Genomic DNA, 17,858 nt, shown 5'->3' with positions numbered 1-17,858 from the left:
CGATTGGTTCAACTAATAATCAGTGGGGGATGAAGAAAACCCCCACTGATTAAAGTTTCACTTTATTTAATAGATACTTGATAGTTATGAAAAATTATAAAGATCCTTCTTGTTGAAGAAAATCAGTAAAAGGTATCCTAATCTATTTTTTGAAAAGTAGTAGGGTGTAAGAGGGCAAGTGCTTTTGACGGCAATTGCAATTGGTTATAAAATAATGTCTGTTAAGGGATTTTATAGAAACTATCATTCACCTGCTGGGGATAAAATGCAAGTATTTATAAAAGGGTGGAATAAACATAGTTTTATACATACATAGTAGATTTATAGTCTTTCGCTAATGAGAAAATAAAGGGAGGTTAGGATACTTACACGAACTGTGTAGGTATTTCATACAGCAATGAATATTAAAAAACGAGTAATCACATTATCAACAAGTTTAGTAATGTTAGGGAGCGCACCTTTAGCGATATCAGCAGAAGAGAGTAAAAAACTTCAAACTGATCAACTTCGTATCGCGCAAGGGGAGAGTGGAACGAGCGGATTAAGTTATTCTGATTTTAATCTAGAAACTCCAGATTACATACAAATTAATGAAGCGGAAGTATCAGAGAATGAGGAAATTCTTCTAGAAGAATATAAACATAAACATAATGAAACAGAAGAGTTACATAAAATGAAAGAAGCGAAAACAGGTCAAGTAGCGGAAAATGAAGCTATTTCAAACATTGAAAAGGCTTTTGAACATGTAGACGGTCGAAATGATGGTTCTACTCGCGAAATGAAACCGGTTGAAAAGCCAAGAGCTATTCAATATAGTGCATCGACGACTACAAAGAAATATGGAACACTGGCAGGCACTCCATTTGTAGAGTGGATTGTTCCAGCAGGAAATCCTGATATTCGCCCTGCCAATCCAATGAAAGCACGTTACATTACAATTCACGAGACTGCAAACACAGCCCGCGGTGCGAATGCTGAAAATCATGCGAAGTATTTGTATAAACAAGCAACGGAAGGTACGTTTCGAACTGCTTCATGGCATTTTACTGTAGATGATAAACAAATCTATCAGCACTTACCAACAAATGAAAATGGTTGGCATGCAGGAGATGGTGATGGATCAGGAAACAGAGAATCAATCGGAATTGAAATTTCAGTTAACCAAGATGGAGATTACAATAAAGCGTTAGAGAATGCGAAGCGACTTGCAGGTTACTTAATGAATAAAGAAGGAATTAGTGCAGATCACATTTATAGGCATCAACAATGGAGCGGAAAAAACTGTCCTGATATTTTAATTTCTCGTGGAAATTGGACTAACTTCGTACAAGGTATTCAATGGTATGCAAATGTTAACGCACAAATTGACTCGCCGTTACAAGAAAGAAACGAGTTATTTGATTCAAATGAATTTAATCCAGCTGAACCTAGCATGGAGCTAGTCGTTAATGGTGACGGTATAAATGTACGTAGCGGTGCAGGAATTGAATATCCTACCGTTCGTAAAGCTTCAAACGGAGACCGTTACAAAGTGTTAGCAGTTAAAAACGGTTGGTACAAAGTAGGAAATGGAGAGTGGATCTTCTATAATCCAAGTTGGATTAAGATTAACTACAATGTACCAAAAGAAGAAGTGCAAAAGCCTAAAGATGATATTACAGGTGGATGGTTTGAGGGACATATTCGTAAACTACATAGTCTAGGTATTATGCATGGGGAAGGAAATGGTGTATTTGCGCCTTATCGTAATGTAACGAGAGCTGAGTTTGCGACGTTAATCTCAAATGCTCTTAAACTACCAGAAGGAAATAAGTCATTTGTAGATATTAACAAAGCGCACCCATCACTTCATGACGGTATTAAACGTAGTGCAAGTGCAGGAATTATTAGCGGTCGTGGCGGAGGAATCTTTGACCCGAATGCACACATCACTCGTGAAGAAGCATCTATCATGATTGACAACGCATTACAGTATAAAGGTGTTACTGGTGAACTAGTCGCATTACCATTTAGGGATAAACATTTGATCACATACAAACAGTCTGTTCAACGATTGTACAGTTTACAGGTAGTTACTGGTGTTGGAAATAATGAGTTTAACCCTAAAGGTACAACAACTCGTGGTGAGGCAGCTGCCTTTTTAGTGAAGATGTTAGATGCAAGTCAAAAATAGAAAGAATGGTAAAGGAGCTATCCAAAATGAAAAGTTGGAATAGCTTCTTTTTTTATTTTAGCCCCTATGAAGCCCTTTCCAAGCCCCTTATAAGCACCTACCAAGTAATAAATCACTAAGAAAAAACAAAACAAAAACAACTACAAGAACAAAAAAGCGCGAAAAAATAAAACCGGCGTTGTAGTAGTTAAAAAAATTTGGAATTCAAACGCAAAAACAAAGCCCTTATTCCTATATGTATATGGAAGGATTGAATTCTGCTTTTTAAAAATAAAAGGAGGAGGTAAATATATGGCGGTGTACCGTAATGTGCAGGTGAACTTTTGGCAAGATGAATTCATATTAGATTTAACGCCAGAGGAGCGTTATTTTTACATATACTTGTTAACTGGTACAAAAACGCAGCAATGTGGAATTTACATATTACCGAAACGTTTAGCAGAACTGGAAACAGGCTACAGTATGGAGACTGTTGAGAAGCTGTTAAATAGGTTTGTTGCATACGGAAAGATTTTATACGATGCAGAAACGAAAGAGTTATACATAATAAATTGGCTACACTATAACCCTATTGTAAATACGAATGTAGAAAAGTGTGTGTTACGTGAGTTGAAAACTGTAAAAAATAAAGAATTCATACATATGTTTTTACGTACATGTCTGGAAGAAGAATGGAATATTCCATTGTTATTGCAGCATTTTGGCATGCCGAAAGAAGAGGATAATAGTAGTTTAGAGGTAGTTGCTGAGGAGAAGGAAGAAGAGGGTGCTTCGCATAGTGAAGTTTATAAGTTTTATGAGCAACATATAAGTAGTCTATCACCATATATCGTGAAGGAATTGAAAGAGTGGATACAAAAAGTTTCAGGAGAGACAGTACTAGAGGCGCTTAAAGTTGCGTTTGAACAGAATATGCGAACGCTCGCTTATGTGAAGGGGATTTTGAGGAATTGGTGTAGCAAATATGGTGGAGAGAATAGTGTAATGGGAAGTTTAGAGAGAAGGAGAAGTGTTTTGAGTTGTGTGTTTTAATTTACATTAACTTAATGTATGTTCGTTTTTGTGAGTTTTATGATATACTAACAAGTAAATAAGGGTATTTTTATAGATGCGGGGGAACAAAGTTTGACTACAAATATAGTTCAGTTGTTTCAATATATTCATATGACAGAAGAGCAGGAACAATTATCATTACGTTATTTAAAAACGAGAGATGAAGAGATTTTAAATCATATACAACTAACGACAATTAGAGATCAGAATAGAAGCGATTTTGCAAAGAATTTTATAAATGATTTTAGGAAAGTATATAAACAAGATCCGGCTTTCTTTCGGTTATTTTATTATTTGTTAGGGGAGCAATTGTTAAATGTTCTTATAATAAGGTTTAAATATGTGGATTTTGCTAATATGAAAATTTATTTAGAAAAAAGCGAACTTCCTTTAGATAAACTTGTAGGAAGTGCATGTAAATATTTAACTAATATTTCAAGTTATGTGGAAGAAGCGTATATTTTTCTTCGAGAATTAATAGGTGAGAATCCGAATTGTATAGAAGAGCAACTATTAAAATTATCAAATCAACAGCAACTATCACTACTTCTCGTAATGTTTGAAGTAGATTATGAAAGGTTCTATACATATAGCTCATTATTGGACGAGAGATTAGAAGAACATGCTGAATTTATATTAAATTTGCATGGAGAAAAGGAAAAGATTGAAGCAGTTGAAAGATATATAAAAGGTGAAAGCGATAGGGAATTATTTTTAGGTACAAATTTACCAGAATATATTTGGCGACTATTATTTAATATTCATCAGGCATCAAATATTGCGAGGCGGTATGTTGAAATATTTGCGAAGAAAAACGTTTGGGGTTTTATGAATCATGCTACGCGTTACGTGTGTCAAGCTCTTGATCAGCCTCAAAACTATAAAAGAACTGGTAGTGTAAATAAGAAAACGTATGATGAAATTCAAAGTTTTTGTAAACAGTTTTGGATTTCTGAGGAAAGATTCTTTGCACACCGCCTGAGGCAACATAATTTAAATAGTGAAGAATTTTGTAAGACGTATGAATATGAAATGTTATGCTCTGTGTCGGAGGGAAATCCTGAGTTTGTTCAACGTACTTTGCAATATGTAAGTAAAATTAATTATCTTATAATCGCACGAATGTTAGCTGAAAAAGGACATGAGCTAAATCGAGGGAAAATGAGAGAAGAATTTTTTGTCGCTGCTTTGCAACTTAAGTTGTCTACGGTGCGGGATACGTATCGTGATTATTTACTAGGGAAATTGTCATTTGATGAAATGAAGCAAATACTTAAAAATCCGAAATATAGAAATATGTATTGGGATATGCCAGTTTTAGAAGTTGTACTTCTTTGGGATATAGATGATGTGGCAAAAAGAGAAGCGGCACTCACCCTGCAATTTGGAGATGTATATAGTGTTTATTTATTTGAACTTCTGTATGAGTGTTCAGCTAGAGGGATAGAACCAGAAAAAATAATAGAAGATCTACTTTCTTACGGGCTAAGTAAAGAAAAGCTGATTGATTATTCAGTTGAGCAAGTCTCACATTATGTAGAAGAGAGAAATAAAGCGAAGGAAGCGCTAGTTACGATCATTGTAAAAGAACAGGCATACATAATGGAACGATTTGATACGTATTCTGCTGAGGCAAAAGCGTATGTTTTGAATGAATTAGCAAGAGAGAACAAGATTGAAATACGTCCGGTTTTAATTAAAAACTTAGGTGATACATCTAAAAAATTACGTAAGTCTATAGTTAAACTTCTTTCAAAAGACATAGAAGCGGCAGAATATGTAGCGGTTGAACTCCATAATAAAAAGAAAATTGTTCGTGAAAATGTGATGAAAATATTACTAGAGTATAAGATTGAAACATATACACAACTCGTACAGGAAGCATTGAAAGAAAAGAAGAATGCCTCTTTGGCCGAGAAGTTTGCGTCATTACTTGAAGTGGAGAGAAACTCAGAAAATATAGAAGAACTTTGTGGCCGTATCGTAACAGAACAAAAAAGAAATTCACTTCTACAATTAATTGGGGATGAACCACAAATCCGTCTTCGTCATTCTAATGAAATTGCGGATGCTACAATTCCATTAGCTTATTTACAACAGTACATTTCAGATTCTGTCATTGAAAAGAAAGAGGCAGCTGAAGTAATTGGTAGTAGTTTAAATGAACAAGACTTAAAAGAATATGTGCAAGCAATATATCAAATGTGGATTTCCCAAGATGCAGATGTGAAGAAACGCGGTATTCTCTCTTTATATGGAATATATAGTGATGACAAAATGGTCGGTATACTTAAAAAGAAAATTGATGAATGGGTGCTTGATATGAGAGGAAAGATTGCGGCAGATGCTGTTCGCGCTCTAGGATTGTCCTCATCTAAGCTTGCACTTATGTCTATTCATGAAATGGCATTTAAATATAAACATAAACAAGTGCGTAATGCGGCAAAAGAAGCACTCAGTCTTGCTGCGAAAACACGTGGTATAACGGAAGAAGAGCTGGAAGATCAACTGGTACCAGATCTTGGTTTTAATATACGTAGCGAGAAGAAGATTGATTTTGGGAATAGATGTTTTACTGCTATTTTAACTTCTGAGTCAAAAATAGAATTGGAGACAGAAGAAGGAAAACGTATGAAGTCACTTCCAAAGCCGAATACAAAAGATGATATAGAAAAAGCTGAATTAGCTAAGAAAGAGTTAGCCGCTTTAAAGAAAGAGCTTCGAAATGCTCTTTCCATGCAGAAACAACGTTTGGAAGCTGCTCTATCATTAAAACGCTATTGGTCATATGATACGTGGAATTCGATATTTTTGGAAAATCCAATTATGAAGCAATTTGCCACTTCACTTATTTGGGGTGAGTATGCGGAAGGCAAGTTACTGAAAATGTTCCGTTATGCGGAGGATGGTACGTTTTATTCAATGATAGGAGAGAAACATGAAGTTTCATCTGGAACTGTAATCGGTTTAATTCATCCGCTAGAATTATCTGGAGCGGAAAAGGAAATGTGGAAAGAGCAACTGGAAAACTCGAAAATTGTTCAGCCATTCCTACAAATTGAACGTCCAGTGTTTGTGGGAGAGGAAAACGATAAGGTTACTGTTGAGAGGTTTGGCGGTATTTTATTAAATGGTCGCTCGTTATTCGGTAAGATGACGAAACTTGGGTGGGTTCGCGGTTCGGTTCAAGATGGCGGTGTGTATTATACGTTTTATAAAGAAGATACTCGCACTGGGTTAGGAGCGCAACTGTCATTTAGCGGAGCACCGATTGGCTATGAAGATGAAGAGGATATATGTGTGTATGACATTGAATTTTATAGGTCAGGTACAGTAAAACGAGGTTCATATGAATACGATGAAATTGATGATGAAAGACGCATTGTACCAAAACAAATAGATAAGCGCTTCTTTAGTGAAATATTATATGATGTGCAATTAGCGACCGATTCAAATCTTGGTCATAATGAAAGCTGGCGTAACAAACGTTAAGAACTCCCCCTTCATTTGTAGAAAATGAAGGGGGTTTTTCAATTTTTCTAAAAGGTTCTTCCTTAAATAAAAGCGAATTGTTTGAGAAAGGAGGGGTTATATGGAAGTCGTCATAAAGAAGAAACGAACTAGAGGGAAGAGAATTTTTATTTGGTCTAGTAGTATCGTTCTTTTGTTAGTTATTTGTACAGTGATTTTTTTGAACATATATACGCTTAGTTCTGTTCCAAAGATAGATGGAACGATAAAGCTAGAGGACCTGCAACGTGCTGTTCAGGTAAAGCGAGATAGTAAAGGGGTACCGCATATTAAAGCGGAAAATGCACATGATTTATATTTTTCGCAAGGGTATGTACAAGCGCAAGATCGTTTGTTTCAAATGGATTTAAGTAGAAGGCAAGCTTCTGGGATGTTGAGTGAAGTTGTTGGGGAAGCAGCTGTTGATCGAGATAAGTTGTTTCGAACGCTCGGTTTACGGAGAGCAGCCGAAGCGTCTGTTAGTCAATATGACGGAGAAGCGAAATATGCCCTGCAGTCATTTGCTGATGGGGTGAACGCTTTTATACGCGAGGCGAAAGCGGAAAAGAAATTGCCAGTTGAGTTTACTCTATTAGGCTATGAGCCTGCTGAATGGTCTATTGTTGATACGTTAACGATTGGAAAGTATATGGCGTTTGATTTAGGAGGACATTGGCACGGACAGGCGTTTCGATATTGGGCGCTGAAAAATTTGCCGAAAGGGCAAGCAAATGAGCTATTTCCTACATATCCGAAAGATGCGCCTAGATTGTTAGCTGAACTGAAAAACACAAATGTGGACGTAGCACAAAGTTTTGCAAAAACGATCATTCCGCCTGAGTTTAACGGTAGTAATAACTGGGTCATAAGCGGTGAGAAGAGTGCGTCTGGTAAGCCAATCTTAGCGGATGATCCTCATTTATCTCTTGCGACGCCTTCTATTTGGTATCAATCGCAACTTGAAATGAAAGATTTACATGTGAGTGGCGTTATTTTTGCAGGAGTACCGGGTGTTATATTAGGTCACAATGACAAAATAGCATGGGGCGTTACAAATACTGGTCCTGATGTGCAAGATTTATATATTGAGAAGAGAAATCCTAATAATGAAAATGAATTTTTGTATAACGATAAGTGGGAAAAAGCTACAGTTGTTGATGAATCTATTAAAGTAAAAGGCGGGAAAACAATTCCGTATAAAGTGACGGTTACGAGGCATGGTCCAGTCATTTCAGAGTTTGCGGATAAAGGGAAAGAGAAAACGAAAACGGTATTCGCTTTGAAATGGACTGCTTTGGAGCCTTCCGCTGAGTTAAAGGCTGTATTAAATATGAATAAGGCGAAAGATTGGAATGAGTTTGAAACGGCACTTCAAGATTTTCATACACCAACTCAAAACTTTGTATTTGCATCAAACGATGGCACAATTGCTTATAAAGCGAATGGAAATATACCAGTGCGTAAAAAAGGTGATGGTAGTTTACCAGTGCCAGGATGGACAGATGAATATGAATGGGAAGGGTATATCCCGTTCGATCAACTTCCAAAAGTAATAAATCCAAAACAAGGGTTTATTTCAACTGCGAATAATAAAATTGTGGATGATCATTATCCGTACCATATTAGTAATACGTGGGCGCAGCCATATAGACAAATGCGTATTCAAGAGTTTTTACAAGAGAAGGAAAAATATACGGTGAAAGATTTAGAAGAGTTACAGATGGATCAAAAAAATTTATACGGGAAAGAATTTACTCCTATATTGTTAAAAGAGTTAAATAAAGTATCTTTAAATGAAGTAGAGAAAGAAGGCGTAAAACAATTAACAAAATGGAATTTTTACGATAGTAAAGATGAAGCGGCACCATTACTATTCCATTTATTAATGAAAGAGATTTCGAATACGTTATTTTCAAAAGAAATACCGAAAGATGTGATGGAGTTATTTGAAGGGAAGTCACAAGTAGTTGATGAATTGATTCGAAAAGAAGTGGCAGGAGAAAATAGCGCTTGGTTTACGAAGTACGGAGGATTCACAAAAGTTGTGCATACATCGTATGAAAATGTAATGAAGAGATTGCAGAAGGAATACGGACCGAATGTTGCGGAGTGGAAGTGGGGCGATTACCATCAACTTGCGTTTACACATCCAATTTCAAAATCATCTAGTATGCTAGCGTTACTTGCATTTAATCGTGAAGCACCAGTTCCAATTGGCGGAAGCCAAGTGACCGTTCAAGCAGCGAGTTACGGAGAGAATGGTATTGTCAATCACGGAGCTTCATGGCGATTCGTTATTGATACGAAAGATATGTCAAATGGTTATCATATCGTAGGGCCAGGACAATCGGGACATTTTAGAAGCGATTGGTATCATGATCAAATCGATGATTGGGTAAACGGAACGTATCATACGACTACGTTGAATATGGATGGGATTGAAGGGGAAGTGTTAACTTTAGAGCCGAAGTGATAATATTTCCACTGATGAAAACTGTTAAATTAGAACATAACCAAGTTCTTAAGTAATTTTAAAAGCCTACTATCAGTTAAATTGATAGTAGGCTTTTGTATTTTAGAGGATAAGATTCAATGATTTTATTATGACAAAACAGTAAATGTTTTAACATTTACTTATACGATAACGGGCCTTATTTACTCTGTTACAAAAGAAACCACACAAAGCGTTCTGTTTCTTTGTTACTCATTTTTATACACCGCAAACCATTTTGTTATTCAATAATTCCAATTTCTAGAGCCTTTTGAACAGCTTCTTCTTTGTTACGGACTCCTAACTTTGTATAAGCTGTGGAAGCATAATTTCTGACCGTACCACTCGATAAATATAATCTTGATGCTATGGTAGTGTATCGAAGTCCTTTTGCTACTAGCTGCAATATTTCTATTTCCCTAGCTGTTAGCTCATAAGCGGTTGCTTTTGATTGTGGTGTCTCTTTTTGCTCATCAAACTTCTCAAATATTTTGTGAGACATTCCCTGATCAATTAGTGTCCCACCTTTGTGAATAAGTCGGATCGTATTGGCTAGCTCCAACGTTTCAATAGATTTAAGTAAAAAACCATCCGCACCGTTGCGAAGTGATTCCAACGCCTGTTTGGTATCTTGAAACGTTGTGAAAATCAATACGCGGATATGTGGCCATTGTTGCTTAATCTTTTTGGTTGCTTCGATTCCATCCATGTGCTGCATATCTAAATCCATAAGTATAACATGGGGTTGAAGGCGCCCACACAAATCGATGGCTTGATTGCCATCCTCAGCCAAGCCGACTACATTTAAATCTTCATATCTATCGAGTAGTGTCCTCAAACTTTCCCGAACAAATGGCTGATCGTCTACAATTAACAAACGAATAAGTCCATCTTTTATTTCAGTTTGTCGCGGTATGGTGCATGTAACAAGCATTCCTTCCTCTGGCTTTGTATATACAGACAAATGACCTTGCAAGTTCATTGCCCGTTCTTTCATCGCATTCATACCGAAGCCTTCCTGCCATTCTACATTTCCTTTTCCATTATCTTGAACTTCTAACCTCGTATATTGTTCGTCAAACTGCAATGAAACTATAATTTCAGTCCCTTGACCATGACGTACTGCATTCGTAAGAGACTCCTGTAAGCAACGAATGAATGCAATCTTCGCTTGCCGAGATAGTTGATATTCCTCTCCGAATGTCCTAAAACTTACATTTACCTGAGCGTGCTCCTGAAATTCGGCTCCAAGATTTTGTAGAGATTGAATTAAGGAAGGCGATTGACACGGAGAATCCATTTGATGTAGGTAACCTCTCACGTCCTCAATACTTTTACGTCCCATTTCAAGCAGAGAATCTAACCTCTGTATACCCATCTCAGTAGCAAGTTCGGTACGCAACGTTTCCATCCCCATAATAATAGAAGTATAAGCGTGACCAACTGTATCATGAAGCTCACTCGACAGTCTGTTCCGTTCTTCTGCCAGTGTAATGCGTTCAATCTGAGACATATATTGCTCAAGTACCGCGTTTTGTTTACGAATCGCTTCATTTTGCTTATGATTGACGATTAATAAATGGAAAGCGAAGCCCATTACATAAGCAAGTCCATAGTTGGTAACCATAACCCAATAGCTATTACTTGGCGCAACCACATAGAAAATTCCAGTTGTTATAAAAACTGTTGTTGGAGCTGTCCAATAATAGGACAAATGCTGACTATTCGCAGCAATCAGAAAAGCCGATATAAGAAATGTAACGTTAGCTCCCGGAAATAAAGAAGTTAAATATATACACAGTCCACCATATAGCAGTATTTCTGTGAACAAATAATATTTATAATTGAATAGTAAGGCTACCCATGGGACAGAGAAGGCAATAATTTCCCAAAGAATAATAATCCAAATTGGCAATGTTAAACTATCCTGAAAATCTAATGTGGTTATGGCGATAGAGACACTAACAAGTATACGGACTCCTAACATAATCCAATCGTACCAAAACCAATACTTAACCATATCTAACAAATCATTTACCCCCTAAGTAGCCTACCTTTTTACTTCATATATTATAATTTAATCCTTCATACATTGTTAAACTTTTTAATTTTACACTGCAATTCTCTTACAGAAGGCAAACTTCTATCGATTTAGTTGCCGAATCATGCTATGTGTATAGCCCCCGATTTTCTTTGTCAAACGATCTACTATTTTAATACTTATGGAGGTAAATGCTATACCCATAAACATTACAATGAGTGACTTAGTAAAGGTATCTATCTGTATGAATATAATGTTCATTTCGATGTATTGATACAGTAGTGGTGCCAACAGCAACATAAGTGGCATTACATAAAAAATGATTGCGCTAATGAGACTGAACATACCAATTACTAATTTCTGCATTAACCAAAAGACAGCAGCCCAATTGCGACGATCAGTAAGCACTAATTTCACCTGAGCCCAGTTCGATGTATCTATTGTTATACTTCTATCATAAGGGTCTGTTGAAATATCTGTATAAATTTTCGTCTGTATGCGCTCGAATTGGATAAAAGGTGTCGTAGTCTGTAGTACGCGTATAACTAGTGGAATCCCAATTACCGTAAATGAAAGGGTGAAGCTGAATAGCAGAGCTATTAGATAAAAACAAAAATAAAACAATCCTGTAACGAAAGTTAGCAATAAAAAATAACCATTCTGGATGAATCTTGATTTCATAAAGTTCTCGCTCCTATCTATGTAATAACCGAATTGTACTGCTTTTTTTGTCATTCTCACTAGTGTAAAAGTGTCATATGACATTTTTAAATGATGCTAAAAAGGGGAGAGTAACCTACTTCTGGTTAAAAAAGATGCTTATATGAATCACCATAAAACAATCCCGTTCTTGCATCTGCAAGAACGGGATTGTTTTGTGCTTTTATTTAATATGAGATGGACTTGTTTTTCGAATATGAAAAATAATATCAAATTGCTCAAGCAATGACGTATCAAAGTATGCCGATTCGTTCGGTAAGAGTCGTGCTCCTATACTTAGTAATGGTCTTTTTGTTTTAACCCATTTCTCTGCTGGTCCTTTAAGGTGACGGTTATCCAATAAAAACATTTTATATGGTACTTTTCCAAGAGTATAATTGAAACTATTTACATCTTGTGGAAGCGGATCCGTTTTAATCTTATCTTGGGTGTCGCTGTATAAGGTGAAATTCCCCTCCGTAGTTGTACTGCCAATTGTGACATAATTATTGTTTAAACGTTCCTTCAAATACTGCCCCGCAACATAAGGGTATAATTTCTCATCGATAATTCCTTTAGCTATATGAATATTGTGTCCCCATACCATTGTTTTACCACCCAATGTTTCTTGTGCCCACATTACATGATCGGCCAAATATTGCTCATGTAGCTTTAACATACTTGGATAGTCGTTAGGAATTAGCATTGTGGTAAATTTCTCTATTGCACTTGCCGTTGCCTTCGCCCAGATGTACTCGGATGAAGCTATTTCTGTGTTGGCTTGCCCATTCTCATCTTTTAGTAATTGGGCTACTCTCTCAGCGTTTGCTTTGAACTTTTCCTTTATTTCAGGAGCAAGGTCCATATATTCCTTTGTACTTCCATTAAAAGCCGACAATTCTTTATAATTTTCTTCTACTTCTGCCAGCAAATCTGGTCGATGCAGCCTTACATAATCAATTACTTTATTAAAGCAGCCTTGGTCCATCTCCTTTAAGTCAAGCCCAATAAATTGGATCTTTTTTTTATTGGATGGATCAGCATTATAATCTTTCATCCACTCAATCATGGCTATAATTTCATCAGTAGGATATAAAAAATTTAAAAATTCCCTAGGGTTCCCTTTTCCTGTTTGGATATATTCATTTAGTTTTAAGCCGTTTCCCCAATCTTCTTCCATTGTGAAATTTGTAAAACCCATCTCAGTAACCAAATATTTCACAAGGCGAAACTTCATAGTGAAAATTTCAGAGCTTCCATGAGTAGTCTCTCCTAATCCTACATATTGTGCGCTCCCAATCATTTTCTTAAGTGGTTTTAAATCCTCAAATGATTTTGACGGCTCTATCGTTTTTAATGGGTAAGCCTGTAATTGTATGGATTTAACTATATTTTTTTTGATTGATTGACCTGAATTTTCGACTGCTACTGTTTGAGCCTTTCCTACTTCTACACATCCTGTGACTAATAAAGCTGTACTAACCATTGCAATTATGCTTTTCTTATTCATTTTTTCCACCTCAATTGAATTATTTGTAAAAGCAAGATTGATTCATGTACTTGCACGAATCAATTGCCTTAATTCAATTGTTATCTATCCCATATCATATTTTCTAGTTACATATTGTCATAAAGTGAATTGACACAGGTCATATGCTAATCATTACACTTTTGTACTATCGGCTATGACAACTTATAAATAATAATTGCATGGATGAGTCATAAGTAAGACTAGACTATAAATTGGGGAGGGATTTTAAAGATGAACGAATCTGTATACAAAAATATTTTTATTCTAAGTAGTGTCTGTAGAAATGACAAGAAGTAAATGAAAGGGGAAGGGCGGATTACAATGATATTATACGCAAAATCGTTCCACAATAAAGATAAAATCCAACGTGCTAAAATAGGACTTCAACTCTTTCTGAGTATCTTAATCATTACTTCTATTATTTTAAATGTAGGAGTAATAATTACGGAAAGTAGGGCGCTTATTGTGGTATATATGTTTACCCCAGCATTATCTTCTATTTTGACTCGCATAATACTGAAAGAAGGGTTTAAAGATGTATCTTTTAGTCTCGGTAATTTAAAGATATGGAAGGGGATCGGTTTTGCTCTGCTAATCCCTATGATTATTTGTGGAATTACTTATTCTATCGCCTGGTTGAGTGGAATTGCAGGGTTTCAGTATCCCGAAGGTGGTATGATGTTAGAACCGATCTACAATATGCTTGGGCTTCAGTATGTAACGGCACCATTCAGCTTCATTTATCTAGTAGTCTTGAGCGGCATTTTCGGAAGTTTGCTTAACTTAATCCCAGTTTTGGGAGAAGAAATGGGTTGGCGAGGTTATATGCTCACAAGGCTAGTCGATGCAGAGTTTTCACGGCCTATCCTTATTAGTGGATTGATTTGGGCAACGTGGCATGTTCCAATAGTTATTGCTGGTCTATATGTAGCGGGACCATCTGTCGTTCTTTCAGTACTTGGTATCTATCTTTGTATTGTACCATTCGGTTATATTATAGCTTATTTACGACTTATCACAGGTAGCATTTGGCCTTCGGTTATCATCCATGCTACTTGGAATGCCATTATTCAAGGACCTTTCGCACGTGCAAGTACAGGGTATCAAACTGAGATTTGGATTGGAGAATCTGGCTTGATAACCGCTATTATTATATTAATTACTGCAATAATTACGTCTCGAATAGTAAATTCCACGAAATAGCATATGGATGTGTTGTAAATTCAATTAGTGAAATATGACGAGGCGAAATAAGATGCTCCTAAAAATATTAGAAAAATATAGTTAACTCATGCATTCATAATTAGGCAGATGTTATATGTGAATACGATTGAGGTGCAATTATGAATATCCAAAGAAATGAAAGAACTACGAATGAAGTAAATGTAAAAGTAATACAAACAAAAAGCGAATATAGATAAAATTTTTTTGATACATTTATGAGTATAAAAATTTATTTATACGAAAAATATAATTTAATTAGGCTGTTAGAAGGAAGGCGACAATTTCAATTGTATAAGGACAAAAAAGGAGCGGAAATAAGCTCCTTTTTTATTTACCTTACTATTTTTAGGAGGTTAGTATGAATAAGGTGTGAATAAAGGATGAATAGCATTTTTATGGATGAAAATTCCACTCTTTTTTATATGGAATATATGTGAAACGTTGTATAGAATAAGCAAGTATGTCAAAAATAATAGGAGGAAAGATGTGAAGAGAAATAAGAGTTTAGTAAGTTTTTTAGGAGTGTGTATGATGTTGTTTTCTTTTTGTTTCCAAGGAAATGTACAGGCAGATACGAATACTGTTCAATCTGGAAAAATAAAGTCAGGAAACGTAACGGTATGGGAAGTTGGAAATGTATCGAAAGTATTAGCAGATGTGAATCGCTTAAATTTAAATACAGTAAATGTACCGATTCAAGTTGATATTCCGAATGTTACTTCTACTAATATGGTAATTAATCAAGCGCAAAAGAAAAAGGCTATTATTTTAATTCAAGAATTATTAAAGCGTGATATTCAAGTTATAGTGGAACCGTTCCCGTATATTCAGCAAGGAAATGTTGGGGAAACGGAATGGAATCCGAGTAATATGAATGATTTCTTCTGGAATTGGAAAACGGTTATTCTACAAGACATCTTTCATTCCATTACAAGTAAATACAATGTGTATGGAGTCAAGATTGCCTCTAATTTCGTGAATATGGAATATGCAGAAGGATACTGGAGCGATACGATTGATTTTGTTCGTAAGCAGTATAAAGGAAATGTTTTGTATCAAATGAATTGGTGGTTAACAGCAAGTTGGGATCTTTCGTATGAAGCGAAGTTTAAAGAGAAAATCAATCGTCCGTATTTAAAAAAGGTGGATATTGTAAGTATCGATAGTTGGTTTGAGGTTTCAGGGAAAAGAAATCCAACATACGAAGAAGTAAAGAAAAGTTTATTTGCGACGACAGTGTATAATCGTGGACAAAATGTTGTGCAGCAGTTGGAACAATTACATAAAGCAACAGGAAAGCCCGTTTATTTTGGTGGATTTAACGTTCCGGCGCGTGAACTTGGATTACAAAATCCGTGGAATCCAGATGTTTCAAATGTGTTTTCAAAAGATGTACAACGAAATGGATGGCGTGCTTACCGAGAAGTATTAGAAACGAAACCGTATTTTAAAGGTTTTTCTATTTGGTTTATTGGTTCTCATAATAGTACGCATGCGTATCAAATACATAGTAAAGAAGCAGAAACGGTTATTAATGGTTGGTACCGAAAATAAATTTTATTAAATAGGTAAGTTTTGAATTTTACCACATATATTTCTAGTGAAAGGCCTTTCACCATCTTATCACCTAGGGGGCAATCATAATGAAATTTTTGTCTTACCTTACAGTAATTTTGGTGATTCTTGGCGGTTTGAATTGGTTATTTGTAGCGTTAGATTACAATGTAGTTGAGAAATGGTTTGGTTCAATGCCGGCGCTTGTGGACACTATTTATTGGCTCTTTGGTCTTTCTGCTATTTATCAAATTTTTGATCGGTTCTTTACGAACAATTAGCTATCATTCTTTTATTATTAAAGTGTTAAGTACGATTATGTACTTAGCACTTTTTTGTATGTTTATAAAAAGTAGTTTGCACATGCAAGCGATTCCATTGCGTCTTGCGCCGTAATAATAGAAAACAAATTGACCATGTATTATATTTCGGGTTATAATTCAGAAAGTTTAAAAATTAATAAAAATGAGAAATAGGGAGGTTATTAGGGTGATGGAGAGAGTATATAATTTTTCAGCTGGACCATCAATACTCCCTTTGCCAGTTTTAGAGAAAGTGCAAAAGGAGCTTGTAAATTATAACGGGACAGGCATGTCTATTATGGAAATGAGTCATCGATCTTCTTATTTTCAAAGTATTATAGATGAAGCGAGTAACTTGCTTCGTGAATTAATGAGCATTCCTGATGAGTATGAAGTACTGTTTTTACAAGGCGGTGCGTCATTACAATTTTCTATGATACCGTTAAACTTAATGAATACGTATAAAAAAGCAGGGTACGTATTGACTGGCTCATGGTCTAAAAAGGCGATGCAAGAAGCTGAAAAAGTAGGAGAAGTACAAGTGATTGCTTCTTCTGAACAAGAGAAGTTTACTGCAATTCCTAAACTGGATGGTTTACTGAGCGATGAAAAACTAGATTATGTACATATTACAACGAACAATACAATTGAGGGAACAAAATATGTGGACATTCCACATTTAGATAAAGTACCGCTCGTTGCGGATATGTCCTCGAATATTTTATCAGAACAATATGATGTGACGAAGTTCGGTCTTATATATGCGGGAGCGCAAAAGAATTTAGGGCCAGCGGGATTAACGATTGCGATTATAAAAAGAGATTTAATTGGGGGAGCAGATCGCTCTTGTCCTACGATGTTAAACTATGAAACTTACAGCAAAAATAACTCCTTATATAATACACCGCCAACCTTTAGTATTTACGTAACGAAACTTGTACTAGAGTGGTTGAAAGAGCAAGGCGGGGTATCTACGATTGAAGAACAGAATAGAATGAAATCTTCACTTCTTTACAATTTCTTAGATGAATCAAAATTGTTTACTTCACCAGTTGATCTTGCATATCGATCACTTATGAACATTCCGTTTACAACACCATCAGAAGAGCTGAACAATGAGTTTTTACAAAAAGCGAAAGAACGCGGCCTTGTTACGTTAAAAGGACATCGCTCAGTCGGTGGTATGCGTGCAAGTATTTACAATGCGATGCCAGTACACGGCGTACAGCAATTAGTAAATTATATGAAGGAATTTGAGCTTGAGAATAGATAGGGAGATG

Annotated in this window: 11 protein-coding genes; 8 read left to right on the top strand and 3 right to left on the bottom strand. The window is 35.8% G+C overall.

Annotation, left to right across the window (positions count from 1 at the left end; all coding sequences use genetic code 11):
* Positions 1-397 precede the first annotated feature (397 nt).
* The 4 genes from BAQ44_RS28870 to BAQ44_RS28855 all read left to right on the top strand — a co-directional run bounded on the left by BAQ44_RS28870 (position 398) and on the right by BAQ44_RS28855 (position 9,209).
* Positions 398-2,173: an S-layer homology domain-containing protein gene (locus BAQ44_RS28870; protein ID WP_071725197.1), complete on the top strand. Its 1,776-nt coding sequence runs from the start codon at positions 398-400 to the stop codon at positions 2,171-2,173.
* Positions 2,174-2,464: 291 nt separating this feature from the next.
* Positions 2,465-3,205 (top strand): DnaD domain-containing protein, encoded by a 741-nt coding sequence (locus BAQ44_RS28865; protein WP_071725195.1) that lies wholly within the window; start codon positions 2,465-2,467, stop codon positions 3,203-3,205.
* Between the two features lie 93 nt (positions 3,206-3,298).
* Positions 3,299-6,718, top strand: coding sequence for a DUF4132 domain-containing protein (locus BAQ44_RS28860; RefSeq protein WP_071725193.1), 3,420 nt, complete (start codon positions 3,299-3,301; stop codon positions 6,716-6,718).
* A gap of 100 nt (positions 6,719-6,818) precedes the next feature.
* Positions 6,819-9,209 carry a penicillin acylase family protein gene (locus BAQ44_RS28855; RefSeq protein ID WP_071725191.1) on the top strand — a complete coding sequence of 797 codons (2,391 nt, stop codon included), beginning with the start codon at positions 6,819-6,821 and terminating at the stop codon, positions 9,207-9,209.
* 259 nt (positions 9,210-9,468) lie between these two features.
* Here the strand turns inward: BAQ44_RS28855 and BAQ44_RS28850 are convergent, their stop codons facing one another.
* The 3 genes from BAQ44_RS28850 to BAQ44_RS28840 form a co-directional block, all read right to left on the bottom strand.
* Positions 9,469-11,256 (bottom strand): helix-turn-helix transcriptional regulator, encoded by a 1,788-nt coding sequence (locus BAQ44_RS28850; protein WP_071725188.1) that lies wholly within the window; start codon positions 11,254-11,256, stop codon positions 9,469-9,471.
* Positions 11,257-11,370: 114 nt separating this feature from the next.
* Positions 11,371-11,949, bottom strand: a complete 579-nt coding sequence (locus BAQ44_RS28845) for a sensor domain-containing protein (protein ID WP_071725186.1) — start codon at positions 11,947-11,949, stop codon at positions 11,371-11,373.
* A 202-nt stretch (positions 11,950-12,151) separates the two neighbouring features.
* Positions 12,152-13,477, bottom strand: a complete 1,326-nt coding sequence (locus tag BAQ44_RS28840) for an erythromycin esterase family protein (RefSeq protein WP_071725185.1) — start codon at positions 13,475-13,477, stop codon at positions 12,152-12,154.
* A gap of 342 nt (positions 13,478-13,819) precedes the next feature.
* Here BAQ44_RS28840 and BAQ44_RS28835 point away from each other — a divergent pair, with 342 nt between their 5' ends.
* The 4 genes from BAQ44_RS28835 (at position 13,820) to serC (ending at position 17,851) form a co-directional block, all read left to right on the top strand.
* A complete protein-coding gene (locus BAQ44_RS28835; protein ID WP_071725183.1) occupies positions 13,820-14,701 on the top strand; it encodes a CPBP family intramembrane glutamic endopeptidase in 882 nt (293 codons plus the stop codon).
* A 507-nt stretch (positions 14,702-15,208) separates the two neighbouring features.
* Entirely contained in the window at positions 15,209-16,276 is a 1,068-nt protein-coding gene (locus BAQ44_RS28830) for a glycoside hydrolase family 113 (protein ID WP_071725180.1), read from the top strand.
* Positions 16,277-16,365: 89 nt separating this feature from the next.
* Positions 16,366-16,557: a DUF378 domain-containing protein gene (locus tag BAQ44_RS28825; RefSeq protein ID WP_000670802.1), complete on the top strand. Its 192-nt coding sequence runs from the start codon at positions 16,366-16,368 to the stop codon at positions 16,555-16,557.
* A gap of 211 nt (positions 16,558-16,768) precedes the next feature.
* Positions 16,769-17,851, top strand: a complete 1,083-nt coding sequence (gene serC / locus BAQ44_RS28820) for a 3-phosphoserine/phosphohydroxythreonine transaminase (RefSeq protein ID WP_071725201.1) — start codon at positions 16,769-16,771, stop codon at positions 17,849-17,851.
* Positions 17,852-17,858 lie beyond the last annotated feature (7 nt).

The sequence above is a fragment of the Bacillus mobilis genome, assembly GCF_001884045.1.
GTDB lineage: Bacteria > Bacillota > Bacilli > Bacillales > Bacillaceae_G > Bacillus_A > Bacillus_A mobilis.
Note: the sequence above shows the minus strand (reverse complement) of the source record. Positions and strands in the feature narration are given on the sequence as shown.